The organism is Yimella sp. NH-Cas1 (genome assembly GCF_022359705.1).
GTDB lineage: Bacteria > Actinomycetota > Actinomycetes > Actinomycetales > Dermatophilaceae > Yimella > Yimella lutea.
Map to the genome: position 1 here is coordinate 1,358,225 of NZ_JAKSGG010000003.1, position 23,966 is coordinate 1,382,190.

At 67.5% G+C, this 23,966-nt stretch carries 23 protein-coding genes, 1 tRNA gene, 4 pseudogenes and 1 riboswitch; of the genes and pseudogenes, 13 read left to right on the forward strand and 15 right to left on the reverse strand.

The window, feature by feature from the left end; all coding sequences use genetic code 11:
• Positions 1 to 6 precede the first annotated feature (6 nt).
• The 3 genes from MF407_RS06825 to MF407_RS06835 all read left to right on the forward strand — a co-directional run bounded on the left by MF407_RS06825 (position 7) and on the right by MF407_RS06835 (position 4,030).
• On the forward strand, positions 7 to 2,580 hold the full coding sequence (locus MF407_RS06825) for a circularly permuted type 2 ATP-grasp protein (RefSeq protein ID WP_239701835.1): 2,574 nt from the start codon (positions 7 to 9) through the stop codon (positions 2,578 to 2,580).
• Positions 2,577 to 3,518: a transglutaminase family protein gene (locus tag MF407_RS06830; RefSeq protein WP_239701836.1), complete on the forward strand. Its 942-nt coding sequence runs from the start codon at positions 2,577 to 2,579 to the stop codon at positions 3,516 to 3,518. The genes MF407_RS06825 and MF407_RS06830 overlap by 4 nt, the downstream gene beginning before the upstream one ends.
• A 427-nt stretch (positions 3,519 to 3,945) precedes the next feature.
• A tRNA-Leu gene (locus MF407_RS06835) sits at positions 3,946 to 4,030 on the forward strand.
• A 141-nt stretch (positions 4,031 to 4,171) separates the two neighbouring features.
• Here the strand turns inward: MF407_RS06835 and MF407_RS06840 are convergent.
• From MF407_RS06840 to MF407_RS06850, 3 genes are read right to left on the reverse strand one after another with little or no spacing between them, the layout of a single operon-like run.
• Positions 4,172 to 4,549, reverse strand: coding sequence for a WhiB family transcriptional regulator (locus tag MF407_RS06840; RefSeq protein WP_129627517.1), 378 nt, complete (start codon positions 4,547 to 4,549; stop codon positions 4,172 to 4,174).
• A gap of 24 nt (positions 4,550 to 4,573) precedes the next feature.
• A complete protein-coding gene (locus tag MF407_RS06845) occupies positions 4,574 to 4,720 on the reverse strand; it encodes a hypothetical protein (RefSeq protein ID WP_168990308.1) in 147 nt (48 codons plus the stop codon).
• A gap of 45 nt (positions 4,721 to 4,765) precedes the next feature.
• Positions 4,766 to 5,323, reverse strand: coding sequence for a hypothetical protein (locus MF407_RS06850; RefSeq protein WP_239701837.1), 558 nt, complete (start codon positions 5,321 to 5,323; stop codon positions 4,766 to 4,768).
• Between the two features lie 66 nt (positions 5,324 to 5,389).
• Here MF407_RS06850 and MF407_RS06855 point away from each other — a divergent pair, with 66 nt between their 5' ends.
• Entirely contained in the window at positions 5,390 to 5,830 is a 441-nt protein-coding gene (locus MF407_RS06855; RefSeq protein WP_239701838.1) for a hypothetical protein, read from the forward strand.
• Between the two features lie 57 nt (positions 5,831 to 5,887).
• On the opposite strand, the pseudogene MF407_RS06860 reads toward MF407_RS06855, so the two are convergent.
• Positions 5,888 to 5,992: pseudogene (locus MF407_RS06860) on the reverse strand (IS481 family transposase); the annotation flags it as partial.
• A gap of 160 nt (positions 5,993 to 6,152) precedes the next feature.
• Between MF407_RS06860 and MF407_RS06865 the strand changes: the two are divergent.
• Both MF407_RS06865 and MF407_RS06870 read left to right on the forward strand, forming a co-directional pair.
• On the forward strand, positions 6,153 to 7,511 hold the full coding sequence (locus MF407_RS06865; protein ID WP_129627508.1) for a potassium transporter TrkG: 1,359 nt from the start codon (positions 6,153 to 6,155) through the stop codon (positions 7,509 to 7,511).
• Positions 7,504 to 8,169: a TrkA family potassium uptake protein gene (locus MF407_RS06870; RefSeq protein ID WP_205744811.1), complete on the forward strand. Its 666-nt coding sequence runs from the start codon at positions 7,504 to 7,506 to the stop codon at positions 8,167 to 8,169. Before MF407_RS06865 ends, MF407_RS06870 begins: the two co-directional genes overlap by 8 nt.
• Before the next feature lie 437 nt (positions 8,170 to 8,606).
• Here MF407_RS06870 and MF407_RS06875 read toward each other — a convergent pair.
• Positions 8,607 to 9,173 (reverse strand): annotated as a pseudogene (locus MF407_RS06875) (integrase core domain-containing protein); the annotation flags it as partial.
• Positions 9,174 to 9,578: 405 nt separating this feature from the next.
• Here MF407_RS06875 and MF407_RS06880 point away from each other — a divergent pair.
• A complete protein-coding gene (locus tag MF407_RS06880; protein ID WP_205744813.1) occupies positions 9,579 to 10,166 on the forward strand; it encodes a hypothetical protein in 588 nt (195 codons plus the stop codon).
• Positions 10,163 to 11,062 (forward strand): nucleotidyl transferase AbiEii/AbiGii toxin family protein, encoded by a 900-nt coding sequence (locus MF407_RS06885; protein ID WP_205744812.1) that lies wholly within the window; start codon positions 10,163 to 10,165, stop codon positions 11,060 to 11,062. Before MF407_RS06880 ends, MF407_RS06885 begins: the two co-directional genes overlap by 4 nt.
• Before the next feature lie 455 nt (positions 11,063 to 11,517).
• Here the strand turns inward: MF407_RS06885 and MF407_RS06890 are convergent, their stop codons facing one another.
• From MF407_RS06890 to MF407_RS06900, 3 genes are read right to left on the reverse strand one after another with little or no spacing between them, the layout of a single operon-like run.
• The gene (locus MF407_RS06890; protein WP_239701839.1) at positions 11,518 to 11,865 is read right to left on the reverse strand and encodes a DUF3703 domain-containing protein; all 348 of its coding nucleotides are present in this window, start codon (positions 11,863 to 11,865) and stop codon (positions 11,518 to 11,520) included.
• Entirely contained in the window at positions 11,862 to 12,617 is a 756-nt protein-coding gene (locus tag MF407_RS06895; protein ID WP_239701840.1) for a cation transporter, read from the reverse strand. The genes MF407_RS06890 and MF407_RS06895 overlap by 4 nt, the downstream gene beginning before the upstream one ends.
• The gene (locus MF407_RS06900; protein ID WP_239701841.1) at positions 12,614 to 12,751 is read right to left on the reverse strand and encodes a hypothetical protein; all 138 of its coding nucleotides are present in this window, start codon (positions 12,749 to 12,751) and stop codon (positions 12,614 to 12,616) included. The genes MF407_RS06895 and MF407_RS06900 overlap by 4 nt, the downstream gene beginning before the upstream one ends.
• A gap of 10 nt (positions 12,752 to 12,761) precedes the next feature.
• On the opposite strand from MF407_RS06900, the gene MF407_RS06905 reads away from it, so the two are divergent.
• The 3 genes from MF407_RS06905 (at position 12,762) to MF407_RS06915 (ending at position 16,237) form a co-directional block, all read left to right on the forward strand.
• The gene (locus MF407_RS06905) at positions 12,762 to 13,976 is read left to right on the forward strand and encodes a TniQ family protein (RefSeq protein WP_239701842.1); all 1,215 of its coding nucleotides are present in this window, start codon (positions 12,762 to 12,764) and stop codon (positions 13,974 to 13,976) included.
• Positions 13,977 to 14,075: 99 nt separating this feature from the next.
• On the forward strand, positions 14,076 to 14,708 hold the full coding sequence (locus MF407_RS06910) for a recombinase family protein (RefSeq protein ID WP_017824194.1): 633 nt from the start codon (positions 14,076 to 14,078) through the stop codon (positions 14,706 to 14,708).
• A 290-nt stretch (positions 14,709 to 14,998) separates the two neighbouring features.
• Entirely contained in the window at positions 14,999 to 16,237 is a 1,239-nt protein-coding gene (locus MF407_RS06915; protein WP_006590959.1) for an HAD-IIA family hydrolase, read from the forward strand.
• 213 nt (positions 16,238 to 16,450) lie between these two features.
• On the opposite strand, the gene MF407_RS06920 is transcribed toward MF407_RS06915, so the two are convergent.
• From MF407_RS06920 to MF407_RS06950, 7 genes and pseudogenes are all read right to left on the reverse strand, one after another.
• Entirely contained in the window at positions 16,451 to 17,152 is a 702-nt protein-coding gene (locus MF407_RS06920) for a TenA family protein (protein ID WP_017824196.1), read from the reverse strand.
• Positions 17,149 to 18,008 (reverse strand): annotated as a pseudogene (gene thiD / locus MF407_RS06925) (bifunctional hydroxymethylpyrimidine kinase/phosphomethylpyrimidine kinase). Before thiD ends, MF407_RS06920 begins: the two are co-directional and overlap by 4 nt.
• Positions 17,990 to 18,568, reverse strand: a complete 579-nt coding sequence (gene thiE, locus MF407_RS06930; protein WP_239701843.1) for a thiamine phosphate synthase — start codon at positions 18,566 to 18,568, stop codon at positions 17,990 to 17,992. The pseudogene thiD and the gene thiE overlap by 19 nt, the downstream one beginning before the upstream one ends.
• Positions 18,569 to 18,632: 64 nt before the next feature.
• Positions 18,633 to 19,412, reverse strand: a complete 780-nt coding sequence (thiM, locus tag MF407_RS06935) for a hydroxyethylthiazole kinase (RefSeq protein ID WP_083545938.1) — start codon at positions 19,410 to 19,412, stop codon at positions 18,633 to 18,635.
• Positions 19,413 to 19,451: 39 nt separating this feature from the next.
• Positions 19,452 to 19,548, reverse strand: a riboswitch (TPP riboswitch).
• A gap of 342 nt (positions 19,549 to 19,890) precedes the next feature.
• Positions 19,891 to 20,709, reverse strand: coding sequence for an AAA family ATPase (locus MF407_RS06940; protein ID WP_037161208.1), 819 nt, complete (start codon positions 20,707 to 20,709; stop codon positions 19,891 to 19,893).
• Positions 20,706 to 22,226 (reverse strand): Mu transposase C-terminal domain-containing protein, encoded by a 1,521-nt coding sequence (locus tag MF407_RS06945; RefSeq protein WP_345770836.1) that lies wholly within the window; start codon positions 22,224 to 22,226, stop codon positions 20,706 to 20,708. Before MF407_RS06945 ends, MF407_RS06940 begins: the two co-directional genes overlap by 4 nt.
• Positions 22,111 to 22,706 (reverse strand): annotated as a pseudogene (locus tag MF407_RS06950) (recombinase family protein). The gene MF407_RS06945 and the pseudogene MF407_RS06950 overlap by 116 nt, the downstream one beginning before the upstream one ends.
• A gap of 193 nt (positions 22,707 to 22,899) precedes the next feature.
• On the opposite strand from MF407_RS06950, the gene MF407_RS06955 reads away from it, so the two are divergent.
• Together MF407_RS06955 and MF407_RS06960 are read left to right on the forward strand one after the other, a co-directional pair.
• Complete coding sequence (locus tag MF407_RS06955) at positions 22,900 to 23,259, forward strand: metalloregulator ArsR/SmtB family transcription factor (RefSeq protein ID WP_006590980.1); 360 nt, start codon at positions 22,900 to 22,902, stop codon at positions 23,257 to 23,259.
• Positions 23,256 to 23,858: a cadmium resistance transporter gene (locus MF407_RS06960; protein WP_048695616.1), complete on the forward strand. Its 603-nt coding sequence runs from the start codon at positions 23,256 to 23,258 to the stop codon at positions 23,856 to 23,858. Before MF407_RS06955 ends, MF407_RS06960 begins: the two co-directional genes overlap by 4 nt.
• Positions 23,859 to 23,966 lie beyond the last annotated feature (108 nt).

Consider the following 23,966-nt stretch of genomic DNA (forward strand, 5'->3'; position numbering starts at 1 on the left):
GACTTCATGACGGCGCAACCCCAGGCCAATTCCGGTGTGCTGAGCCGGTATCGAGAACGGGTCGAACGCAGCACGGAGGAGCACTCCGGGCAGCATGCCGGCGACTCTGGCGAACACCGCGGCATCTGCGTCGACGAGTGGCTCAGCGATGCCGGCACCGAACAGCACCAGCAGTTGACCGACATCGTCGAGTCGATCGGCATCGGTGGCCTGCTGGCGCGCAAGGCGGCGACTGCCCGGCACATCAAGGAGGACGGCCTCACCTACACCGTCTCCGGTGAGGACCGGGCGCGTCCCTGGCAACTCGACCCGTTGCCGGTAGTGCTGTCGGACGACGAATGGGCGCGACTCGAGCGCGGCCTCACCCAACGGGCGATGCTGCTGGACGCCCTGCTCGGCGACCTCTACGGCGAGCGTCGCATGATCAGCGAGGGTGTCATCCCGGCGGCTGCCGTCGTGGGGCACGACGGATTCCTGCCGGCGGCCGACGGCATCCGGTTGCCGGGCGATCGCCAACTGGTGATGACCAGCGTGGACCTGGCCCGCGATGCGTCCGGCACCTGGACGGTGCTTGCCGACCGTAACCAGGCGCCGTCCGGAGCTGGTTACGCGATGGCTGACCGACGCATCGTGGCTCGGACGATGCCGAGGCTGTACCGCAACACCGCCCTCGCTCGACTGCGCGGCTTCTTCGACCAGATGAGCGACGCGTTGCTCGACGCAGCCCCGGTCGCAGTCGATCAGCCGAACATCGCGCTGCTGTCACCCGGACCGGCGAGTGAGACCGCTTTCGACCAGGCCTTCCTGGCGAGCCTGCTGGGGCTGCCGGTCGTGCAGGCCGAAGACCTCACCATGCGCGACGGACGGGTCTGGCGACAGACGACTCACAAGCCACAACATGTCGATGTGTTGGTTCGTCGCGTGGACGCCGCATGGTCGGATCCGCTTGATCTGCGGGGTGACTCGCGTCTGGGCGTCACCGGGCTCACCGAGGCCGCGCGCCGGGGGATGATCAGCGTGGTGAACCCGCTCGGTAGCGGTGTGCTGGAGAACCCGGCGCTCGTGCCGTTCCTGCCGCAGGCCGCGAAGCGACTGCTCGGCGAGCACCTGTTGCTTCCGGACGCCCGCACCTGGTGGTTCGGTGACCGCGAGCAGCGTGCCGAGGCGATGGACCGTCTCGATGAGCTCGTCATCAAACCGATCAGTCGCGGAGAAGCAGACCCGGCGACGCACGGTTGGGAACTGTCGTCGAGCGAACTGGACGACCTCAGAGTTCAGATCGACGCCGAGCCGTGGAAGTGGGCGGCACAGGAGCAGGTCGCGATGTCGACCGCTCCGGTGATCGCGGCCGAAGGGCTCGAACCGCGGCGCCTGGTCTTGCGCACCTTCGGGGTCGGGGCGAACGACGGATACCGCTTCCTGCCGGGCGGTTTGGGTCGCGTCGCGGCGAACAGCACGAGCTGGAACGTGTCCAACTCCCACGGTGGCATCGCCAAGGACGTCTGGGTGCTGGCTCCGACCGAGTTCGAGGTAGCGATGGCCGAGCGCGGACGTCACCGCGACACCCTCAAGCTCACCGTCGAACCCGACTCGATGTCTCTGGCCCCACGCGTTGCCGACGACCTTTTCTGGCTCGGACGCTACGCCGAGCGCGCGGAGTCGACCGCCCGTCTGGCGACGGTGGTCGATGACCTCGTCGCCGATCACCACGGCCGGTCCGGTTCACCCGGGCAGGTCGCCATGCGAGAAATGGTGCAGGCGCTCAGCCAGGTCACCGGAGTGGCTGCGCCACAAGGCGATTCGCACCCTTCCGAGTTCCTCCGGACGATCGTCTTCGCCGAGAACACTCCCGGCACCATCGCCTACACGGTCAGCAACCTGTCGCGTGCCGCGTACGCCGTCCGTGAACTCCTTTCGCCCGACACGTGGCTGATCCTGAGCCGATTGCAGAGTGCGATCAATCGTCCCGTCGACGACGACGAGCCACTGCCGGGTGTCCTCGCGCAGGTGCTCGAGTGCCTCGTCGGGCTTGCCGGCCTCGCGTCGGAGAACACGGTGCGCGACGAGGTATGGGCCTTCATGGACCTGGGACGAAGGGTCGAGCGCTCCTTGCAGGTGTCGACGTTGTTGCGGGTGGCGATCGGTACCGAACGCTCGCCCGTGGCGGACGGCCAGATCACCGAGGCGACGCTGCGGGCGTGCGACAGCGTGATCACGTTCCGCCGGCGCCTCGCGTCCGGCACCGGTCCGGCGTCCCCGGTGGCAGGCATGCTGCAGTTGCTGCTGCGTGACCCGATCAACCCCAGGTCGCTCGAGTTCCAGTTCAAGCGCATCACCGGCATCACCCAGGTCATCGAGGACGAAGGCGTGCGGGCAGCCGTCGATGCGCTCACCAAGCGGCTCGAAGCGGTCTCGCCGGAGGACCTCGGCATGAACGAGCGGTCCCGGCTCGTGGATTTCTCCGTCGAGCTGACCTCGTTGCTGCGTGACCTGAGCGACCAGGTCTCACACCGCTACTTCGTGCGGCCGGAGCCGCCCCGTCGCGTCAACACCATCCACGAGGTCGGAGTGCGCCAGTGAGCGACCAGGTCCCCGATCTGCACAACACGCGCCGGTACGAGGTCCGCCACACCACCGAGTACCAGTACGACGACTTCGTGACGGCCTCCTACAGCCGGGCGTGCCTGCGGCCGCGGTCGACCGAACACCAAAAGGTGCTGTCGAACGTGATCGAGGTCACGCCGTCCGCGCACGTCATGTCCGAACACACCGACTTCTTCGGCAACTTCAGTCACTATCTGGAGATCCGGACGCGGCACACCAGGTTCGCGGTGACCAAGCGTTCCCACGTCGAGATCACCTGGCCGAAGGCCGATGTCGAAGCACTCAACAATTGGACGGTGCAGTCGGCACGCCGGGAGATGGAAGCCACCTCCGGCGGGTTCGACCTCGACCACACCCGTTACCTGCTGCCGTCGCGGCTGGTCGATGTCACTCCGACAGTCGCCGCCTACGCACAGGAGCACCTTCCGGACAACCGTCCGTTGGGCGATGCTCTGGTGCACCTGTACGAGCTGATCTACAGCGAGTTCAAATACGCGAAGGGCGCGACGACCACCTCCACCACGCTGGAGGAGGTCATCGAGGGCAAGGCAGGTGTCTGCCAGGACTTCGCGCATCTCGCCGCCGGCATGGCCCGGCACGTGGGTCTGCCGGCCCGGTACGTGAGCGGGTACATCGAGACCGTTCCGCCGAAGGGCAGGCCCAAACTCGCCGGCTCGGACGCCACCCACGCGTGGGTGTCGATCCGGACTCCGCTCGGATGGGTGGATCTCGACCCGACGAACAACCACTTCGCAGATTCGCGGTACATCGTGACCGCCTGGGGCCGCGACTTCCGTGACGTGTCCCCGCTCAAGGGAATCATCTTCGCCGAGGGCAGCGGTAGCAAGCTCAATGTCGCCGTCGACGTGATTCCGTTGACCGGCAACGGCGCCCAGCCGACGCTGACCGACTGAGCCGAGTCGGGGCGTGGGCTCAGATGCGGGATCGAAGTTCCGCGAGCCCGTCGCCCGCAAGTTCGTCCAGGTGTGCGGCGCGGCCCGTCATCGCCATCAACAGGGACAACAACGGGCCCTTGACCGCCGGCCCTGAACCGGTCGACCAGTCGGTGTCTGCCCGCAGCGTGGCTTCGGGGGACCGGAGCTGTGCTCTGCGATCGTCTTGCCGATCATCTTTTCGAAGTTGAACTCCGACTTCGCCATGTTGACAAAGAACCCCGGCTTGGTGGAGGTAGCTCTAGGTGTGCCCTGCGTGAAGTATGAGGTTCACTCGAGCAGGTGTCCAGCAAGACCGCCCGGGCACGGTCGATGCGGGAGTTTCGGGGTCCGCGTGCTAATGTTTCGGGCTGTTGGCCAGCCGGTAAATCGGCCGGCCACTCACCTCGTCCGGGTGGCGGAATGGCAGACGCGCTAGCTTGAGGTGCTAGTGCCCTTTAACGGGCGTGGGGGTTCAAGTCCCCCTCCGGACACAACCCTTAAACCCCCTCTCTACGGAGATCAGGGTCTAGGCGAAGAATCCCGCGCGATGGCGCGGGATTCTTCTAGGTGGTGATGGTTGCGTAACGAGAGAGCCGCTCAGCACGTGGCTTGAGCGGCTTCGTCGGTGCTGGTCAGGCGGACTGTGTTGTGGCCTTCTTACGTCCTGCACCGGGGTACTCCCGAGTGAAGAGACGATTGTTCGGGACACCGTTGTGCAACAGCGTGCCTCCCCAGACTCCGGACTCGAGCGACTTGACGCCGGCGCGCCCACACATCAGCTTGGCCGGACAGTCCGAGCAGATCTTCTTGGCCGCGGACAGGTCGCGGTTGGTGTTCGGGAAGAAGATCTCCGGCTGCGGATGACCAGAGCACGCCCACTGCAGGTCGTTGCTGCGCATGTGCGCGACCTCGGCCGGGACGTGCCGGTCCGGCCAGCGCTCCTCGACCGAAGGCGACGCGGCAGGGCGCGTCGTTCCAGGCAGGGTGCGCGCAGCGGTTCGAAGTTCCATGTTCGTGACGGTGCGACGCGCGGTTCAGTCCGCGGTCGGAACGAGGGTCAGATGCCGGCGGTCGAAGTCGCCCTCGGCTTCCCAGTCGTAGATGCCGCGCTCGGTCGTGGTGTCGAGGTCCTCATTCAGATCGGATCCGTCGAGTACACGTAGCACCGGTGGCTGAACCACGTCGTCGGTCGAGACGGTGGCTGCGGTGACGGCTACATCGAGGTGTCAGTCATCGCCGTCTCCGGATGCGAGCGACCCGCTGCTAATACCTTCGGACATGGAGGACAGCGCAGCGGGTCGCTCGTTGAGAATATGCGCGACGGCCGAGGTGCGGATCGCTTCCGCCACGGCTTCGGGTGTGCGCCGGTCCTCCGGACGGGTCGCCAGGTTCTCCATGACTCCGTCCCGGACGTTCGCGGCCAGGTACGACCACAGTGCCTGCGTGGTCGGTTCGGAGCCCGTGGCTGCGGCCAGGTCGAGCACGCGGGAGTGGGCCTTGACGGCGATCTCGCCGGTCGGCTTCTTCTGACTGAACGGGTGCGCGATCCCGTGGGCTTCAGCGGCATCCCTGACCGGAGCGAGTCCACCCCAGGTGACGAGCAGCTCATGGGTCTCCAGCAAGGTGATCATCTCAATGGCATCAGCGAGACGATCGCCGTCGAACGACTCGAACCACTGGGCTGAGCAGAAGGCGAGGGTCGGAGGGGTCGGGGGACTGTGGGTGACCGAGAGCGCGACGAGGTTGCGTGCGCGCTTCGGAATGTAGGTGTTGTCCTGTTCCATATCAGCACGGTGCGACAGCCCCGGGCCGGTACCTCGGGACGTCATCCGCGTCGCACCGTGGGCGGCATGTCAAACGCCACAGTCATTCCGCTACGCACCGCCTCTTTCCGTGTCCCGCGTCTTCCGCTGCGTCAACCGCAAAGCCGCGAAGCGTGGTGCGGGCACATCGCTGCGAGTTGCGTGAAGTACCGCAAGGGGCGGTCGGTCATCGGGCCGGTGCGGGTTGAGTTGACGCACGGTGTGAAGCGGCCGGCGATGCACTACGGGGCGCACGGCGTTTTTCCCAAGAGCCCGGCCTACCCTACGAACGGGCACTCGGCACTGGATCTGATGGAGGACGCCCTCGACGGCATCGTCGCCGGTGGGCTCATCTCAAGCAAGCAGTCCGTCGTCGACCTGCAGATCCGTAGGGTCTATGTCGACACCGATGGGAAGACCGGTTTGCACGTCAAGGTCATCGGCCTGGCGACGCGAGTCGCTTCCTTGCCAAGGAACGCAGCGGCCTAGCGAACAGCGGACAGGTCTGTGGTGTCGCGGACTCGGCGGGCAACGATCAGGCGACCGCTAGATGTTCTGTCCGGAGAGGTTAGGCACGCGGTCGATGGGTGATTGGCCCTTGAGGCTGGTGTGGCCGCGGTGGTGATTGTAGTGATGGAGCCGTTCGGGGTAGGTCGTGTCCCGCGTCAAGAACACGGCCTTGCTCCCCGCCAGGCTTGAGCGCGGGATCCCAGGCGGATGGGCGCGTTCGGCCTGTGGAGATCGGGCGCTACTTCAACAGGACGAGGGCCCAGTGGACGGAGGCCAGGCTGCTGTGCCATTCTCACCGACGATGCTCTCCGACACCGGTGCCCGGGCCACCCCCCGCTCCCGACTCTTGCGTCACCCCGCGCAGACCGTGGTCGCGGCATTCGCGGTGGGCAACACCATCGGCACCCTGCTCCTCATGCTCCCGATGGCACGAACCGGTGATGGAGGCGCACCATTCGTCACCGCACTTTTCACCTCCACAAGTGCAGTGTGTGTCACCGGCCTCGTCACCGTGGACACAGCGACCTACTGGACCGGTTTCGGCCAGGCCGTCATCCTCGGACTCATCCAGGTCGGCGGGTTCGGATTCATGACGATGACCACTTTGCTGGTGCTGTTCATCGGCCGGCGGCTAGGTCTGCGCAGCCGAATCGCAGCGGCTGCCGAAACAAAGAGCGGGGTCGGCGACGTTCGCACCGTCCTAGTGGGAGTCTTCAGAATCACCGTCATCGTCGAGGCAGTCGTCGCTCTTGCCCTGACACTCAGGTTCTGGCTCGGCCACGGCTTCGGCTTCTTGGAGTCTCTGCGACTCGGCGGATTCCACGCAGTGTCGGCCTTCAACAACGCCGGGTTCGCGCTGTTCAGCGACAGCCTCATGAGTTACCTCACCGACCCCTGGATTCAACTCCCGATCGTCGTGGCCATCGTCATCGGCGGCCTCGGATTCCCCGTCCTGCTCGAACTCCTGCGTCGCCGTGCACGCAGGCACTGGTCGTTGCACACCCAACTCACACTTTTCATGACCACGATCCTTCTCGTCGGCGGAACCGTGTTCATGACGCTCAGCGAATGGGGTAATGACGCGACGATCGGAACACTGAATCCAGCGCAGAAGCTGCTGGCCGGCTTCGTCCACGCCGTGCAGCCGCGTACCGCGGGTTTCAATGCCTGGGACTACGGGCAGGCCACCGACGAGACGTTGCTCGGCACAATCATGCTGATGTTCGTCGGAGGTGGATCGGCCGGCACCGCCGGTGGACTGAAGGTCACCACGTTCGTCGTCCTATTCTTCGTCATCGTTGCCGAGGTTCGTGGCGAGCATGATGTGGTCGCGTTCGGCCGGCGGATCGGCGATCGCACTGTGCGGCAGGCCATCACCGTGGCTCTACTGGGGGTTGCTGCCGTTGTGGGATCGACCATGCTCCTCACTCAACTCACCGGTCTGCCCTTCCGCGACGTGCTTTTCGAGACGACGAGTGCCTTCTCGACGGTCGGGTTGTCCACCGGAATCACTGCCCAGGTGCCGGAATCGGGTCAGTTTGTATTGGCTGCCCTGATGTTCCTGGGGAGGTTGGGGCCGGTGACCCTAGTGTCGGCTCTGGCGTTGCGCAAGCGCGGACGCCGATACACCTACCCGGAAGGATGGCCCCTCATTGGCTAAGCGCATCGGAGCTGGCGGCGGAGTCGTCGTCATCGGACTCGGCCGTTTCGGCAAATCTCTTGCGCTGGAGCTCGAGAGTGATGGCATCGAAGTCCTGGGCATCGACGCAGACCCGCGCCCTGTCCAAGCTGTTGCAGGCAGGCTCACCCACGTCGTTCAGGCCGACGCGACCGACGCAGAAGCCATGCGCCAGCTGTCTGTGCATGAGTTCGACCGGGCCGTCGTTGCCATCGGGTCCAGCCTTGAGGCAAGTGTGCTCGCAGCCTTCGTCCTGCGCGGTCTGCACGTACCGCATATCTGGGCCAAGGCAACCACCAAGGCCCAAGCGCAGATCCTCGAGCAGGTCGGGGTTGAGCACGTCGTGCGCCCCGAACATGAAATGGGCCGTCGTACAGCTCACCTCGTGCGCGGCAAGATGCTGGACTACATCGAGTTCGACGATGGATTCGCCATCGTTCGTACACGCCCACCGCGCAGCATTCTCGGCAAGACTCTCGCGGAGGCAGCAGTCCGTTCGAAATGGGGCGTCACGGTCGTCGGCGTCAAGGCCACCGGCAAGGACTTCACCCACGCGACCGCCGAGACGGTGGTCGAGGACGGGCATCTCATCATCGTCTCCGGCGAGCGCCGCAAGGTCGAAGCGTTCTCCAACCAGTAGTGACCGCGAACAATGGACCCTCGCACATCACGTCTTTTCTCAGGTGGCGATGAGGAAAACGCCCGTGTCTGTGCTGTGACCTGCTGATTTGTCGTGGCAGTCGCGATCCGGCGTCCATTGCGCACCCCGCCACTCGCATCCGACACGCCGTAACACTGCGACTGAAACCGGTAGCCAGGTAGCCATACGACGCGTGCGGTAGCCGCTGGAACCGCATATGTGCAAGACGTATCGTACGCGTAGTACGTTCGGCTCACGCCATCAGAACCGGTCAGCTGGACAGATCCCGGCTGCAGCGTAGGTGAGGTCCGACAGTTCGTATCGACCGACGCGCGGGACCATCGCGCCTACCTGGTAGTGACAGGTTTCCCGCAGGTCGGCGGCGACGTCTTCCGCATCGCCCATGCCGTATGGGCGGACTGCTGCTCATAATCGGCCTAGATGTTCTGTCCGGAGAGGTTAGGCACGCGGTCGATGGGTGATTGGCCCTTGAGGCTGGTGTGGCCGCGGTGGTGATTGTAGTGATGGAGCCATTCGGGGTAGGTCGCACGGCGGTCGGCTTCTGAGGTGTAAGCGCACGCGTAAGCCCATTCCTCCAGCAGGGTCCGGTTGAAGCGTTCGACCTTGCCGTTGGTTTGCGGCCGGTAGGGGCGGGTACGGCGGTGTTTGATGCGCGTGCCGAGCGTCTTGGCCCATAACCGGCTGCGGTAGCAGGCGCCGTTGTCGGTCAGGACCGCTTTGACGGTGATGCCATGGCGAGCGAAGAACTGTTGGGCACGCTTCCAGAACGCTGCGGCTGTCTCCTTGCGTTCATCGCTGAGGATCTCTGAGTAGGCCAGCCGGGAGTGGTCATCGACGGCGTGGTGGAGGTAGACGTAGCCACGCGAGGATGATGCGCCCTGACGTGCGGCACGGTCACGGGCCACGCCGGCACGTCGGTCCTGAGCCGAACCGCGTCCGGTGATGCGCCACCCACCGCCGTCGGGGATCTTCCCGAGTTTCTTGGGCCCTACCCCCGGATCTTGGACACGGGGTGTGATTACGCAGCAGGTCGCAGGCGGTTGCCACGATCCGCACTCGTGCGAACTTCCACCCGCAGGAACGGTTCTTCGCTGTTGAAGGGGATTCGTTTCGACAGCATCACCCTGCATACCGGTCCCTGCTTGCCCGTGACCCGTTGCGAATGCCGCACGCTACGGCGCAGGCGGCTGGTCGTTGGACCGCCCGAGCGATTGAGTACGGGTATGAGCAGCGGGCGTCGATGCTCGTGGAGGGCACCTGGCGGAACGCTTCAGTGCCGATGGGAGCGATTGAGCAGGCCGCAGAGCATGGTTACCGTGGCACAATGTAGGAAAATGCGAACAGTTATAGGCCGACTGACTGCATAGTCCTACATCCTGGGAGGGGCCGTGACGAGCGAGCTGGACCAGCAGGCGCTGCGCCTGCTTCCCACGACTTTCCGGTACAGCGAGGCACGCACCCTGCTCAACGAGCGCAGGTTCCGCGAGCTGCTGGCGCACAACCTCATCATCCGGGTGAACCACGGCCTCTACCGGAAGGCCGACGCCGCCGGCGACGAGGACCTCATCGACATCGCGGGGAAGCGGCCGCGGGCCACGCTCTGCCTGCGCACGGCCCTGGCACGTCACGACCTCATCGACAACATCCCGGCGGAGCTCGACATCGCGCTGCCACGCGGAACCCGTCCAGCGGACACCATCGCTCCCGTCGCATGGCACCAGTTCGACCCAGACACCTTCGACATCGGCAGAGAGACGCTCACCCTGGACGACGCAACAGCCATCGGGCTCTACAGCCCCGAACGGTCCATCATCGACGCGTACCGGCTGCGCGAGACCGAAGGACCTGAGCTGGGCAACGAGGCGCTGCGCCGCTGGCTGCGCAGGGGCGGTCAGCCCTCTACATTGCTCCGCATGTCCACCCACTTCAGCAAGGGAGCGCCAGCGCTGCGGCACGCCCTGGAGGTCCTGCTGTGAAGGACGTCTCGAGGGCGACAGCGGCCGGTCGCGCCTACTTGGACCTCAAGGCCAAGGCGCGAGCCGAGTCCCGGCTCACCGACGAACTCATCCAGCTGTACGTCCTCGAGGGGTTCCTGGCACGCGTAGCGGTGAGCGACCACGCGCAGCAGCTCGTCCTCAAGGGCGGCGTGCTGCTGGCCGCGTTCGGTACGCGACGCCCCACCAAAGACATCGACTTCGCAGGCCGCGACCTGGACAACGACGCCCAACAAGTCCTTGCCGTCCTGCGCGACATCGCCGCCGGCAAGCCCCAGGAAGATGACGGCTTGGTCTTCGATGCCAACAGTGCTACCGCCGAGGTCATCCGCGACGATGACGAGTACTCCGGCGTGCGTGTGTCGATGGGTGTTGAGCTGGCCACAGCCCGGACCCGCTTTCACATCGACCTCAACGTAGGGGACCCAGTCTGGCCGGCGCCGGGCCAGGTTGAGGTTCCGCGACTGCTCGGCGGGAAACCGCTTCACCTGCTCGGCTACCCGCTTGTGATGGTGCACGCGGAGAAGGTCGTGACCGCTGTCCAACGGGGCACGGCCAACACCCGGTGGCGAGACTTCGGTGACATCTGGACCCTGTCCGGCGGACACCCCGTGGACGGAAACACCCTGCGGACCTCGATCACGCAGGTGGCGGCATACCGCGATGCCGACATGTCGCTGCTGCGGGACGTGCTCGACGGCTACCCAGCCATCGCACAGGCAAAGTGGGCGGCGTGGCGGCGCAAGCAGAAGCTGGACCAGCTCCCTGAGCGCTTCGCCGACCTGCTCGAGGACGTCTACGCCTTCGCCGACCCCGCCATCGCCGACGAGGTGACTGACATGACCTGGGTGCCATCAGCCAGAGCTTGGGCGGCCTGAGGGCACGTGCTGCGAGCCAACTTGGGCCGCCCCACTGGCGGAAACCGCCGGAGGGTGCCTGACGTCAACGGAGACGGGACGACATCGGCTTAGCGCGGGACGGACAACCGGGGGGCGCCGGGTACACGCAGGTCAGACCCGACGGGCAGTGGCTAACCGATCGTCGGGGCAGCCCGCCAACCGGTGTCGCCGAATCGAAATAGCCGACCCCTCCCGGCCACCCGGGAGGGGTCGGCTCGCCGCTCTCGGTCGTCAGCGTCGGCTTGCGAGCGGCAAAGTGGCTACGAGTTGCTGCAACATTGCCCTCGGCTCCAAGCGCCAAGGTAACGGCTTGCGCTTGACGTGGGCCGCGGGGGTGTCAGCTCCAGGGCAGGGGTGACGGCAGGGTGAGGGCTGCGGGGGAAGCGGGGTTCGGTGGACGAAAGGGGGTCGGGCTGGTTCCACCAACGAGTGCGTCAGCGGGCGGCGAGGATGTCGGCGAGGTCGGCCGGTATCGGCATCGGCTGCGTCAGGGGCACGCGGGCGCGTCCGGTGTTGCCCTCGGGGTAGCGGCCCAGCGCGGAGCCGGGCGCGGCGACCAGGAGGCGGATCACCTGGCCGGCGGCTTCGCGGCGGTCGTGCTCACGCCATGCGAGCCCGAGCATGACGGCGTGCGCGCGGGTGTGCGGCCACGCCCACGGCTGGGACAGGATGTGGGCCCGCTCGAGCGCGGCCCAGCGCTGCTCGCCGGTCATGGCGGCGCGCGCGGCGGCCAGCTCGGTCTCGAACGCGGCGCGGACGGTGTCCGGCATGCGACGGCTCATCGGGAGCCCTCCTTCTGCGGGTCATCTGACGTGGTCGGGGCGGTCGGGGTGCAGCAGGCGTCGCCGGCGCAGCTTCCGGCCTCACCCTCGTCGTCGGCGGTGGTGGGGCCAGTGGCGGTCAGCGCGGCAGGGGCGCAGCAGTCCTCGCCGTTCCAGTTCTCCCAGCCCTCGCGGGTGGCGATGGCGGCGATGACCAAGGCGGCGACCGGGTCGGCCCAGGACCAGCCGAGGGTGGCGTTCAGGACCAGGCCGACGAGCAGGACCGCGGACAGGTAGGTGCACAGCAGCGTCTGGGTGCCGTCGCCCTCGACGGCGGCCGAGCCGAGCTCGCGGCCGGTGCGGCGCTGCCACCGGCTCAGCAAGGGCATGACGGCCAGGGACGCCACGGCCAGGGCGATGCCGACCGGGCTGTCCTCGGGTTGTGCGTCGGTGAGCAGGGCGTGGCCGGCCTCGATGGTGAGGTAGGCGGCGAGGGCGAAGAAGGACAGCGCGATGAGCCGCTGCGCGGCCCGTTCTCTGGACTCGGGCAGGGCGTGGCGGAACTGCCAGAGGATGACCAGGCCGGAGGAGACCTCGACCAGGGAGTCCAGCCCGAACCCGACGAGGGCGGAGGACCCGGCGAGGTCGCCGGCGGTGATGGCGATGGCGCCCTCGACGAGGTTGTACGCCACCGATGCGGCGGCGAGCAGCTGCGCGCGCCGCATGAGGGTGGCACGCCGCTGCGGGCTGGCCAGGGTGGTCCAGGTGCTCACCAGGTCATCTCCTTGCACTGGGTGTGGGTGGTGGGCTCGACCTGCAAGGTGGCGTGCTCGACGCCGAACTCGGTTCGCAGCAGCTGCCCGGCCTGGTCGAGGACAGCGTGGGCGTCGGTGTCGGTGTTGGTCATCAGGTGTGCGGTGGCACTCTCGTCCTGGGTGCACCGGCTGGCCGCGCTCTACGACATGGAGGTCGAGGAACTGCTCCGGCACGACCTCGCCCCGCCCGGAACCGACCCCGTCCGCACGCGCGGCGATCTGGACTGGGACCCGCCGACCTCAGTGCTGCTGGCGCTGTCAGAACGCACCGGCGTTGCTCTCGGCGACGTGCGCCGGATGACCATCGCCGGGCAGGTGCCCTGGCTGCTGGATACCCTCGGCCCAGAGCCGGAGCCCGGGGCGGCGTTCGACACCTACGTCCATCAGGACTCGCTGCTCCTGACTGCCAAGGAACGACGCCACCGCCCGGTACCCGGCTGGCGCGCCTGGTTGCCGGCCTCCGGCCCCTTGCGTCGCGCCTGCCGCCACTGCATGACGACGGCGCCGGCCTTCACTGTGGTCTCTCAGCTGCCGTTGACGCTCAGCTGCCCCGAGCACGGCTGCACACTCACGCCGACCATCGGTGCCGCCGGCACGTTCCTCGGCGGGGGACCCGCGGACATGACGGCCTCCGCGCCCTCGGAAGCCGCCCTTGCCATGGATCGGCGCACGCACCAGGGCCTGCGCATGGGCACGCTCACTCTGCTGCGCCGACCGGTCCACGTCGGGGTCTGGTTCCGTCTGCTGCGCACGCTCATCGACGAGCTGTCCACCCCGTACTCGAAGCTGCGCATCCGGTCCCGGCGCACCATGGACCACATCTGGCAGAGGGCCGGCCACCCCGTCCGTGCCGGTTTCGTCGGTCACTGGCGCTGCTACGAGGCACTTCCTTGGCCAAAACAGCAGACGTTCCTCGACGCCGCCGCCACCGCCCTGGACCTAATCGAAACCGGCGACATCCTCGGCCACGGCACCCTCGCCCAGCTCCTGACCCCCGAGCCTCATCGGCCCGTTCCTGACGGCACCCCACCGGCCCCCGCACGGCGGGACTACTGGAAAGAAGCCAGAGACGCGATGGACGAGGCCATCTCCCTCGCCCGACACGACCCCGCCGCCGGCCGGCAGCTGCTGACCGGACTCACCTCCATGACCCGCAGCGAGACAAGCTTCCAGCGCACCCGCGAGGACCTGATCACCGCCGGCATCCCCGACGGCCACCTTCCACCGACACTGGCCGAGACGCATCCACCAAAGACTCGGACCGGCTCGGACGCGACTGTCACTTATTCAGCAGCGGACCACCTTCGCGTAACGTAGATTAGGTGACTAGTTACGTGACGCATTGACCCTCAGCGAGCTGGCGGCACCGGTGCTGTCACGTAAACGGTCGTATAAGTGATAGATGGGAGGCACCTCGTGCTGGTCGGCTACATGCGCGTCTCGAAGGCCGACGGATCGCAGACCACGAACCTGCAGCGGGATGCGCTCCTAGCTGAGGGCGTCGACCCGGAGGCTCTGTACGAGGACAGGGCCTCGGGCAAGAAGGAGGACCGTCCCGAGCTTGCGGCGTGCCTGAAGTCCCTACGTCACGGGGACACCCTGGTGGTGTGGAAGTTGGACCGGCTCGGCCGCGACCTGCGTCACCTGGTCAACATCGTCCACGACCTCACCCAACGCGGCATCGGCCTGAAGGTCCTCACCGGGCAAGGCGCGGCCCTCGACACCACCACCGCATCCGGCAAGCTCGTCTTCGGCATCTTCGCCGCCCTGGCCGAGTTTGAACGCGAACTCATCTCCGAACGCACGATCGCCGGCCTAGCCGCCGCCCGGGCCCGCGGCCGCAAAGGCGGACGCCCCTACAAGATGACCCCCGCCAAGCTCCGCCTCGCCATGGCCTCCATGGGAAAGCCCGGTACCAACGTCGGTGACCTCTGCAAGGAACTCGGCATCACCCGCCAGACCCTCTACCGCCACGTCTCACCCACCGGCGAACTCCGCGAGGACGGACGCAAGCTCCTGGCCAAGGACCGCAGCAAGGTAGCCAGGTAACCTCTGTTGTCCGGAACCTACGAACGTCAATGAGCGGGGTACGTTCCCGCGACTCTCGCACGCCCGCGGGGGGACTTCCACCGCTCAGCTACTTCGTGTCGGGTCGGTTAGGATTGTGGGCGAGCCGGGAGAAGGCAGCTAGGGTTCCGCCCCAGCCGGCTGGGGGTCTGTGACCGAGCGCTGCAGCTTCCGCCGAACAGGCGGGAGGGCACCTATTGGCACAAAATGCCCGAGGGGGATGGCTCAGCGCCAGCATGCGCGCTGACTGTCCCTTGACCTCGGAGGTTGTTGTGCTCGTTGACCAGTTCGATGTTTTTCTGCTTGATCTTGACGGCGTGGTTTACGTCGGAGACACCTTGCTTTCCGGCGTGACCGAAGCCTTGGCCAGCCTGCGGAGTCGGGGCCGGGTGGTCCGGTTCGTGACCAACGATCCCCGCCCGTCCCGCAAAGACGTCGTCCACCGTCTGGGCCGCCTGGGCGTGAGGGCCACCGTCGAGGAGATCGTATCTTCCGGGTGGGCTACGGCGTGCTGGCTGCGCCAGCAGGGCATTACCCGCGCCTATGTGGTGGGCAGTGATGGCCTCCGCGGCGAACTCGCGGCCCAAGGCGTGGAATCCGTGGAGGGGTCTGGGGCCGAGGCGGTGGTGGTCGGTTGCGACGAGACGGTGACCTACCGGGACCTCGCCCAGGCCACCGCCCTCCTGCGTACCGGCGTGCCGTTCGTGGCCACGAACGTGGACGCCACGTTCCCCACAGCGAGCGGCCCGTGGCCGGCCACCGGCGCGGTCGTCGCAGCGATCCAGACCGCCAGTGGGCGCCGACCGGTCGTGGTGGGCAAGCCGGGACCGGAGATGTTCCGCCTGGCCCAGCGCGGGCTCCCTGCTACGACGAGAGTGGTGGTCGTGGGGGACACCCCGGCTACGGACGTCGTCGGGGCGCACTGCGCGGGCCTGCCGGCGATCCTCGTCGCTCCCGCGACGCCGAGCAGCGGCCGTCGGCAGTGTGATCCCACCGTTGCGGAGGCCACGGTCACGGGCCTGGCCGGGCTGTTTGATCCGGCCCTTGACATCGGCCCGATGCGCCCGTCGCCGTACCCGTGGCCGGACGAGGTGCGGGCGGGTGTGGCCGCGGTGGTCTTCGACGAGGCCGGGCGCGTGCTACTGGGGCGCAGGCTGGACAACGGGCTGTGGGGACTGCCTTCGGGACACGTCGAGGTGGGCGAGACTGCCGCCCAGGCGGCGGTGCGGGAGGTCGCCGAAGAGACCGGCTTGCAGGTGCAAGTGCAGCGGCTGGTGGGGGTGTACTCGGACCCCGCCTCGCAGGTTTTCGCCTATCCCGACGGGAGAGTGACCCAGTTCGTCACCACCACCTTCGCCTGCCTCCCGCGCGGCGGTCAGATGCACCCTGATGGTGTGGAGACCTCACAGGCGGGTTTCTTCTCCCCGGATGAGCTTCCGGCACCGTTGCTCCCCATGCACCCGCGGTGGCTCACCGACGCCCTCTCAGGCGACACAGGACTCATCGACTGATAGGACGCATCCCCTTCGGGGCGCATGGTGTCAAAAGCGCTGGCGCTTCTCGTGCGGAGCACCGGCCTGAGCGCGCCGTTTACCTTGATCAACCCCGGGTCCGGTCTCCCACCGTCCGAGCAACACCACCGGACGGTAGGAGTCTCCAGGGCGGCGACCAGCTCTCGAAAGATCATGATGAGCGCGCGCCCAAGGGCGCACCGACCAATGACCTCAGATGGGCCAGGTCTCCTGCCGGTGGGCGGCGTCCCAGAACATCCACTCGTACTGGGTGGCGCGGTGGAACGCGGTGTGCATGCGCGCCAGTGTGCCGGGGCTGGCCTGGTCGGCGAGGTGGTCCACGATGTCCCGGGCGGTGTCGGTGGCGGCGGTGAAGTCTGGATCGCCGTAGGTGGCGATCCAGTCCCCGTACGGGTGCGTGCTCAGGTCACCGACGGCGGCCTTCAAACGGGTGCCGACGTCGTCGTAGACCCAGAAGCACGGCAGGATGCCGGCCGCGAGGACCGGGTAGTTTCCCGCTGTCGCGAGGCTCAGCAGGTAGGAGGTGTAGGCAACCGTGGTCGGTGAGGGCTCGGCGGCGGTGAGGTCGGTGACGTGGGTGGCGTGCAGCTGCCGCTCGACCTCGACCACCTCCCGCGCGGCCTGCGCCCAGAATGCCATTTCCTCCGACGCCTGGGCCTGAGCGGCGGCCGCGGCCAGGACCCGGCCGTAGTCGGCCAGGTAGAGCGCGTCCTGGGCGAGGTAGTGCCGGAACGTCTCTTCCGCCAGGGTCGCGTCGCTCAGCTGGTGCAACAAGGGCAGCGCGTCGATCGCCTCGCGGACCCTGGCCGTGCGATGCCACGCCACGGTGCTGAACACGCCAGTGTCGTCGTGGTCGCGAATCGTCTCGGGCATGGAGGTGTGTGGGCTGGTCATCGGTCGCTGTCCTTCCAGTCGTTCTCGTCTTTCCAGATGTCGTGGCAGTGGTGCACGGGGCCGGGTCCGTGGCCGATGTGGAGCGCGTCGGCGGCCCGCAGGGTGCCGGTGAGCCAAGTCTTGGCCTGGCGGGTGGCCTCTAGCAGGGACCCGGTGCGCGGGGCGAGTGCGGCGATCGCGGAGGACAGGGCGCACCCGGTGCCGTGGGTGTTGACCGTGGCTACCCGCGGGCCGGTCAGCAGCTGCTCGCCCGCGTCGTCGAGCCACAGGTCGGTGGCGTGTGCGTCGCCGCCGAGGTGGCCCCCTTGACCAGCACCCGCGCGGCGCCCAGCTCCCGGAGCGCGATGGCCTGGGCGCGCATGGTGTCGAGGTCTTCGGCGGGGTCGGCGTCGAGCAGCACGGCGGCCTCGGGGACGTTCGGCGTGATGAGGGAGACGTACGGCAGGAGTTGGCGCATCGGCTCGACGGCGTCCTCGGCCAGCAGCCGGGAACCGGCGGTGGACACCATGACGGGGTCGAGGACCACAACCGGCACCGCGTCGGAGCGCTTGTCGAGGAAGGCGAGGACGGTCTCGATGGTGGCCGCGGAGGCGAGCATCCCGATCTTGGCGGCGTCAACCGCCACGTCGTCTACGAGGGTGTCCAGCTGGGCGCGGACGAAGTCCGCGGGGACGACGTGGACACCGGTGACTCCCTGGGTGGACTGGGCGGTCAGTGAGGTGAGCACCGCGGTGCCGTAGGCACCCAGTGCGGAGAAGGTCTTGAGGTCGCCTTGAATACCGGCCCCGCCGGAGGGATCGGAGCCGGCGATCGTCAGCGCGATCGGTGGGCGGGGGTTCACGGTTGCCCGTCCCACGCGGCCCGCAGGCTCGCGGCCGCCACGGCTGGTTCCTCCGCGGCGCACACCGTCGAGACGACCGCCACGCCGGCGGCGCCGCTGTGGCGCAGCATGCCGGTGCGTTTCGTGGTGATGCCGCCGATGGCGACGACCGGCCACGGGCTCGCGGCGGCCACCGCAGCCACCCCGCCCGGGCCGATCGGAGTGCCGTGGTCAGGCTTGGTCGCCGTCGGCCACACCGGTCCAACGCCGAGGTAGTCCAAGACGCCGTCACCGAGCCCGCGTGCTGTGCGAACCTGCTCGATCGTGCTGACCGACAGCCCGACCATGGCGTCCGGCCCGAGCAACTGCCGGGCCTGAGCAGGCGGCATGTCGCGCTGACCGACGTGGACGCCGTCGGCGCCGATGTCCTGAACGAGGTGGACCCGGTCATCGATAATCAGCGGCACCCCGGTCCCCGCCAGCACCTCGCGGACCGCCACGCCGAGGGCGACGAAGTGGGCGTCGGTGGCGCCCGGGTCACGCAACTGCACCACGGTGACTCCGCCCGCGACCGCAGCCTGCACGGTCGCGGGCACCCCCGTGGGCCGCACAAACCGGTGTCGGTGACCAGGTAGAGGCTGAGGTTCACCGGTCGGCGGGTCACCGGAGCACCACCTTCTCGGTCAGCTCCTGCGGGTTGAGGGTGGCGAGAGAGTCCAGCAGCGCAACGGCGAAGCTCCCCGGCCCGGCGGCACGCTCGGCCGCGACCTCGGCGGCCACGGTGTACGTCGCGGTCGCGGCCGTGGCGGCCAGGAGCGGGTCGTCGGTGGTGGCGGCGAAGGCAGCCATGAGCGCGCCCAGCGCGCACCCACCGCCAGTGACCTGGGTCAACCATCGATGGCCGTTGGCCACCCGCACCAGCCGGGTGCCGTCGGTGAGGTGGTCGACCTCCCCGGAGACCGCGACGATGGTGCCGTGCTCCCGGGCCAGCGCCCGGCCGGCGTCGAGGGCATCCTCGGCGGCGTCGACGCTCTCCGGACCCCGCCCACCGCTGCCCCCACCGGCGAAAGCGAGAATCTCTGAGGGGTTGCCACGGACGAGTGCCGGGGAGGCGTGGGCGAGCAGGTCGACGACAACCCGGCTGCGCCAGGCGAGCCCACCCACCCCGACCGGGTCGAGCACCCACGGGGTGCCGGCCGCCGCGGCGGCACTGACCGCGCCGTGCATCGCAGCCACCGTCGCCTCTTGGGGCGTGCCGAGGTTGACCAGGACCCCGTCGGCGACGGCGGCGAACGGCCCGGCTTCCTCCGGGTTGTCCACCATCGACGGACTGGCGCCGACCGCGAGCAGGACGTTCGCTGTCCACTGAGCGACGACGACGTTGGTCAGGCACTGCACCAGCGGGGCATGCCCGCGCATCGCAGCCAAGGCCTCGCCCACAGCGGCAGCATCGAGTGGGACAGTAGGGACGGAAGAAGGTGCCGACATCGGCGACGTTCCCTTCGCTAGTACGAACTAGATCAGGTTCAACGGGTGTGATCTCAGCCGTACCAGCACGGCACCCCGCGTCATTCACCAGCTTAACATCCGCACCGTTCCCAGCACCGTGCCCTCGCTTCAGCGATCGCAAAAGGGTCGCGCCTCGGACCGTCCGGGCGTGCTGTCACCAGTGCCCGGCTGCGCTACGGCGTTCCTTGGCCGCCGCAGCCCTCACCATGGCGCCTCACCAGACAACGGCTGCGCAACCTTAAAATGTGCAGTCGACTTCGGACACTCGTGCAGTGGACTTCGAAAACTGACATCTGGGGTACACCCCAGTAGGACACATCGGTCATCTCTGCTGGCCGCGCCACAGTGCGTCCGAATGTGTGACTTCGTCTGCTGAATGGCGGGGTTCTTCGGTCGCTTCGTGGCGGGGTCAGGTGACACCGATGACCAGGGTGCTCTGTGCGGCTTCGATGACGTCGTTGGTGATGGTGTCGAGTTCGTTGATCTTCAGGACCCGCTGGATCTGGGGGAAGAGGCGTTCGAGGAGCCGGAAGTTGCCGCGGGTGATCCGTGCGATGGCTGCGATGGCTTGGGCGTCGGTGAAGTCGTCGGGGTCGAGGGTCTTGCCGAGGGATCGCCAGTGTCGCTCGAGGACGAACAGCAGTTCGTCTTGTCCCAGGGGCCGGTACTGGTGGGCGAAGCCGACTCGGCTGTAGAACTGGGGGTAGTGGCTGAACTGCTTCTCCAGGCCGGGCATGCCGATCAGGATCAGGGCGATGTCGTCGCGGTCGTAGCGATCGCGCAGCAGTTCCAGAGCGGCGGGACGCAGTCGTTCGGCCTCGTCGACGATGATCAGCTCCACGTAGTTCCTGCCGTGTCGCCATCCCCAGGCCTCGGGAGTGGCCGTGCCGGGAGGTACGAGGTGCTGCTCGATGCACATGTTGGTGCGGGTGATGGCTTGGGTCAGCTCGTCCTTCAGGGTCCGCGGGGTGGTCAGCACGCTGGGGGTGTAGAGCACGGTGCGGCTCCGGTTCAAGGCGGCGTAGATCTTGGCGTCGTTGTCGGAGCGCGGCCCCCAGTAGGTCAGCAGGTCATGAGCCTTCTCGTAGTGTGCGTAGCGGCGCGCGGAGAGTGTCTTTCCTACGCCGGCTGATCCGAAGCACAAACCGATGGTGTGCCCGCGGCGCACGGCGTCGGCGAACTCGGTGAAGCGGCGGTGCTCCTTGGTGACGATGAAGCGCTGGCTCACCTGAGGTCCTCCTTGTAGATCTTCAACGCCGACCTCGGCGCCGGAGCCGGTGCTTCGGTGATCCGTGGCGTCTCGGTAGGTGCGGCCACGAGGGCGATGCGTTCGTTGATGCCGGCTCGCAGCGCCCGGCGGCGGGCGTTGCGCGCGGCCTGGATCTCCTTGAGGCTGACCTTCTGGTCGTGGTGCTCTTGGTTGACGGCCTTGCAGACGAATTCGTCGTGATCGAAGACGCGGATCTCGGTGATGTCGCGGGGGTCGTAGCGGATCACGACCGAGCGTCCGACGTAGCCGGCCAGAGTTGGCGAGACGTAGCGCAGACCCTGGAAGCGGATGCCATCGCGGCGCACGACGCGGGTCTTGGCGACGGTCAACAGCAGTCTGTCGAGGTCTTCCAGGCTCTCGGGCATTCGGGGCAGCCAGCCATCGGCGATCCACGCGCTGCGCGGGGAGGTTCCGAGCTCGCTGTGCGTGCGGTCGTTGTAGGTGGCCACGAACGCCTCCAGGGCGCTATCGAGGGCGGCCAGGGACAGTTTCGGTGTCGGCCAGGGGTGCCCTTCGGTGATGTGTCCGGGCAGGGTGGCGAGTAGCTCGGTGTTGATGGTGCCGAAGAACCGCTCGATCTTGCCCCGTCCCTGGGGTCGGGCGACGGTGGAGTGGATCAGTCGGATGTGGAGGTCGACGGCGGTGTGGGCGAGCTGGTCACTGGTGAAGTCGCTGCCGTGGTCGACGTAGAGCACGTCGGGCAGGCCGCACATCGGCCAGGCCGGGTCGGTCTTGTGCCAGATCGCTTGGCGCAGCGCCAGGGCGGTGCTCATCGCCGACGGTGCGCCCAGGAAGACTGTGTAGCCGCAGACCGCCCGGGAGCAGTCGTCGAGGATCGTTGTCAGCCATGGCCGTGCGGGCTTGCCGTCGGTGCCCACCACCAGGATGTCGAGCATGGTGTGATCGGATTGCCACATCGCGTTGGGCAGCTCTGCTTGCCGGCGTAGCACCAGCTCGTGCTTGTCGCGGTAGGACGCTGCGCCCTCCAGGGCGAGGGTGACCATGCCGGGATCCAGGGTCCGCACGATGTCCCAGACCACCGAGTAGGAGGGGACCGGCCATCTCCGGGCGGCGCAGATGCCGGTGACTTTGCGGTGGATGGTGGCGATGGCCGGCCGCGGCTTGCTCAGTGCCAGGCCCTCGATCAGGTGGACGAGGTCGGGCGGAAGGCGGCGGGAGCCGGTGTCCGCTCGCGAGGCTGTCTCCAGTCCGGCGTAGCCGTCGGCGCGGTAGCGGGCGTGCCAGCGCTCCAGGGTCCGCAGCCCAACATCGGTCTCGCGAGCTAAGCGCGCGAGGGGCACCTGGTCCTCGACGTGGAGCCTGAGGATTCGCCACCGCGCTCGAGCGTCCACGACGCACCTACTGCAAGGCGTTCTCGCGCCCGCGCTCGGCGCGCTGAAGGGCGCGGTAGACCGTGGAGCGGCCCACGCTGAACAGCTCGGCCAGCTCGCCCACGGTGTGCTCGTCGGCGGCATGTAGCTGGACGAGGTGAGCTTCTTGCCGGGGGTGAGTTTCGGTGACTTCCCGCGCAGCCGGCCCTTGGCCTTGGCGACCTTCATCCCCTCGCGGGTGCGGGCACGGATGAGGTCGGCTTCGAATTCGGCGACCATCGCCAGCACGTTGAACAACAGTTTCCCCATCGGGTCGGTCGGGTCGTACACCGATCCGGCGATGCTCAGCTTCACTTCCCGCGCCGCGAGGTCGTCGGCGATCTGGTGGGCATCACGGACCGAACGCGCCAGCCGATCGAGCTTGGTGACCACGAATGTATCGCCGTCCCGACACGCTGCCAGCGCCTGCCGCAGTCCCTCACGGTCGGCGTTGCGGCCCGTGAGCCCGTGATCGACGTAGATGCGCTTGGGATCGACGCCGAACGCCGCGAGTCCGTCACGCTGCGCGGTCAGGTCCTGCTCGTCGGTGGAGACTCGGGCATAGCCGACCTTCAAGGGGGACATGCTCCCCAGTGTGTCATATAGCCTCCCTTCACCGGACAGTTCACCGGACGGGTCTTACGGGACAGCCCGCCAGGCGTGCCGTCGTTCCTCTCGATAAGTAGCGGTGGTGTCCGGTGAGGGTTCCCCTTACGGGCATGCGATCTGGGCTGACGCCTGTGACCGAGTGTTCAGTGCGCGCTGTATAGTTCAGTCCATGCTGACTATTGCTTCGCGTCTCGACGTGATGAACCGCCTGGGTCGTGCACTGGCCGACCCCACTCGATCCCGGATCATCTTGACCCTGCTCGACCATCCCGCTTACCCGGCGGAACTGGCCCGAGATCTGGACCTGACACGCCCGAACGTGTCCAACCACCTGGCATGCCTGCGCGATTGCGGGATCGTCGTCTCCGAGCCCGAGGGTCGTCGGACACGATATGAGATCGCCGATTCGCACCTGGCGCAGGCGCTGACGGCACTGGTCGATGCCACCCTGGCAGTGGACGAAGACGCCCCGTGCATCGATCCCGCCTGCTCGCTTCCCGGATGCGACGCAGCTGGGGAGGGCGCATGATCCTCACCTCGGTCTTGCAGGCGATGGGCCTGTTCGCAGCGACCAACATCGACGACATCATCGTGCTCTCCCTCTTCTTCGCGCGAGGGGCAGGCCAGCGCGGCACTACCGCCCGCATTCTGGCCGGCCAGTACCTCGGATTCGCCGGCATCCTCGGTGCCGCGGTCCTGGTGACTATCGGTGCCGGAGCATTCCTGCCCTCGGCAGCCATCCCGTACTTCGGTCTCATCCCTCTGGGCCTCGGCCTCTGGGCCGCATGGCAGGCCTGGCGCGGAGACGATGACGACGATGACGACGAGGTCAAGGTTGCCGGCAAGAAGGTCGGCGTGTGGACAGTCGCAGGCGTCACCCTTGCCAACGGCGGCGACAACATCGGCGTCTACACCCCTGTCTTCCTCAGCGTGGAACCTCTCGCAGTAGTCGCCTACTGCATCATCTTCCTCGCGCTCGTCGCGGTCCTGGTGGCCCTGGCAAAGTTCGTCGCCACCCGCCCCCCGATCGCCGAAGTGCTCGAACGCTGGGAGCACATCCTCTTCCCCATCGTTCTCATCGGCCTCGGCATCGTGATCCTCGTCAGCGGCGGAGCCTTCGGACTCTGACGTAGCGGCAGCGATCCAAACGGCCCCGACCGGGCGCACCCCTCTCGGTTCAGACCGCGACACCTACCTGCAGCCAGTCCTGCGTGATCGCGGCAACAAGACCGCCAC

Excerpts from the sequence above, each read along its gene's own strand:
- MF407_RS06825 (WP_239701835.1), top strand. The coding sequence starts at position 7 with ATGACGGCGCAACCCCAGGCCAATTCCGGTGTGCTGAGCCGGTATCGA.
- MF407_RS06960 (WP_048695616.1), top strand. The coding sequence starts at position 23,256 with ATGATCCTCACCTCGGTCTTGCAGGCGATGGGCCTGTTCGCAGCGACC.
- MF407_RS06955 (WP_006590980.1), top strand. The coding sequence starts at position 22,900 with ATGCTGACTATTGCTTCGCGTCTCGACGTGATGAACCGCCTGGGTCGT.
- MF407_RS06865 (WP_129627508.1), top strand. The coding sequence starts at position 6,153 with ATGCTCTCCGACACCGGTGCCCGGGCCACCCCCCGCTCCCGACTCTTG.
- MF407_RS06855 (WP_239701838.1), top strand. The coding sequence starts at position 5,390 with ATGTCAAACGCCACAGTCATTCCGCTACGCACCGCCTCTTTCCGTGTC.
- MF407_RS06920 (WP_017824196.1), bottom strand. The coding sequence starts at position 17,152 with ATGACCAGCCCACACACCTCCATGCCCGAGACGATTCGCGACCACGAC.
- MF407_RS06840 (WP_129627517.1), bottom strand. The coding sequence starts at position 4,549 with ATGGAACTTCGAACCGCTGCGCGCACCCTGCCTGGAACGACGCGCCCT.
- MF407_RS06890 (WP_239701839.1), bottom strand. The coding sequence starts at position 11,865 with ATGAGCCGTCGCATGCCGGACACCGTCCGCGCCGCGTTCGAGACCGAG.
- MF407_RS06900 (WP_239701841.1), bottom strand. The coding sequence starts at position 12,751 with ATGACCAACACCGACACCGACGCCCACGCTGTCCTCGACCAGGCCGGG.
- MF407_RS06850 (WP_239701837.1), bottom strand. The coding sequence starts at position 5,323 with ATGGAACAGGACAACACCTACATTCCGAAGCGCGCACGCAACCTCGTC.
- MF407_RS06945 (WP_345770836.1), bottom strand. The coding sequence starts at position 22,226 with ATGCCGCCGACGAGCACACCGTGGGCGAGCTGGCCGAGCTGTTCAGCG.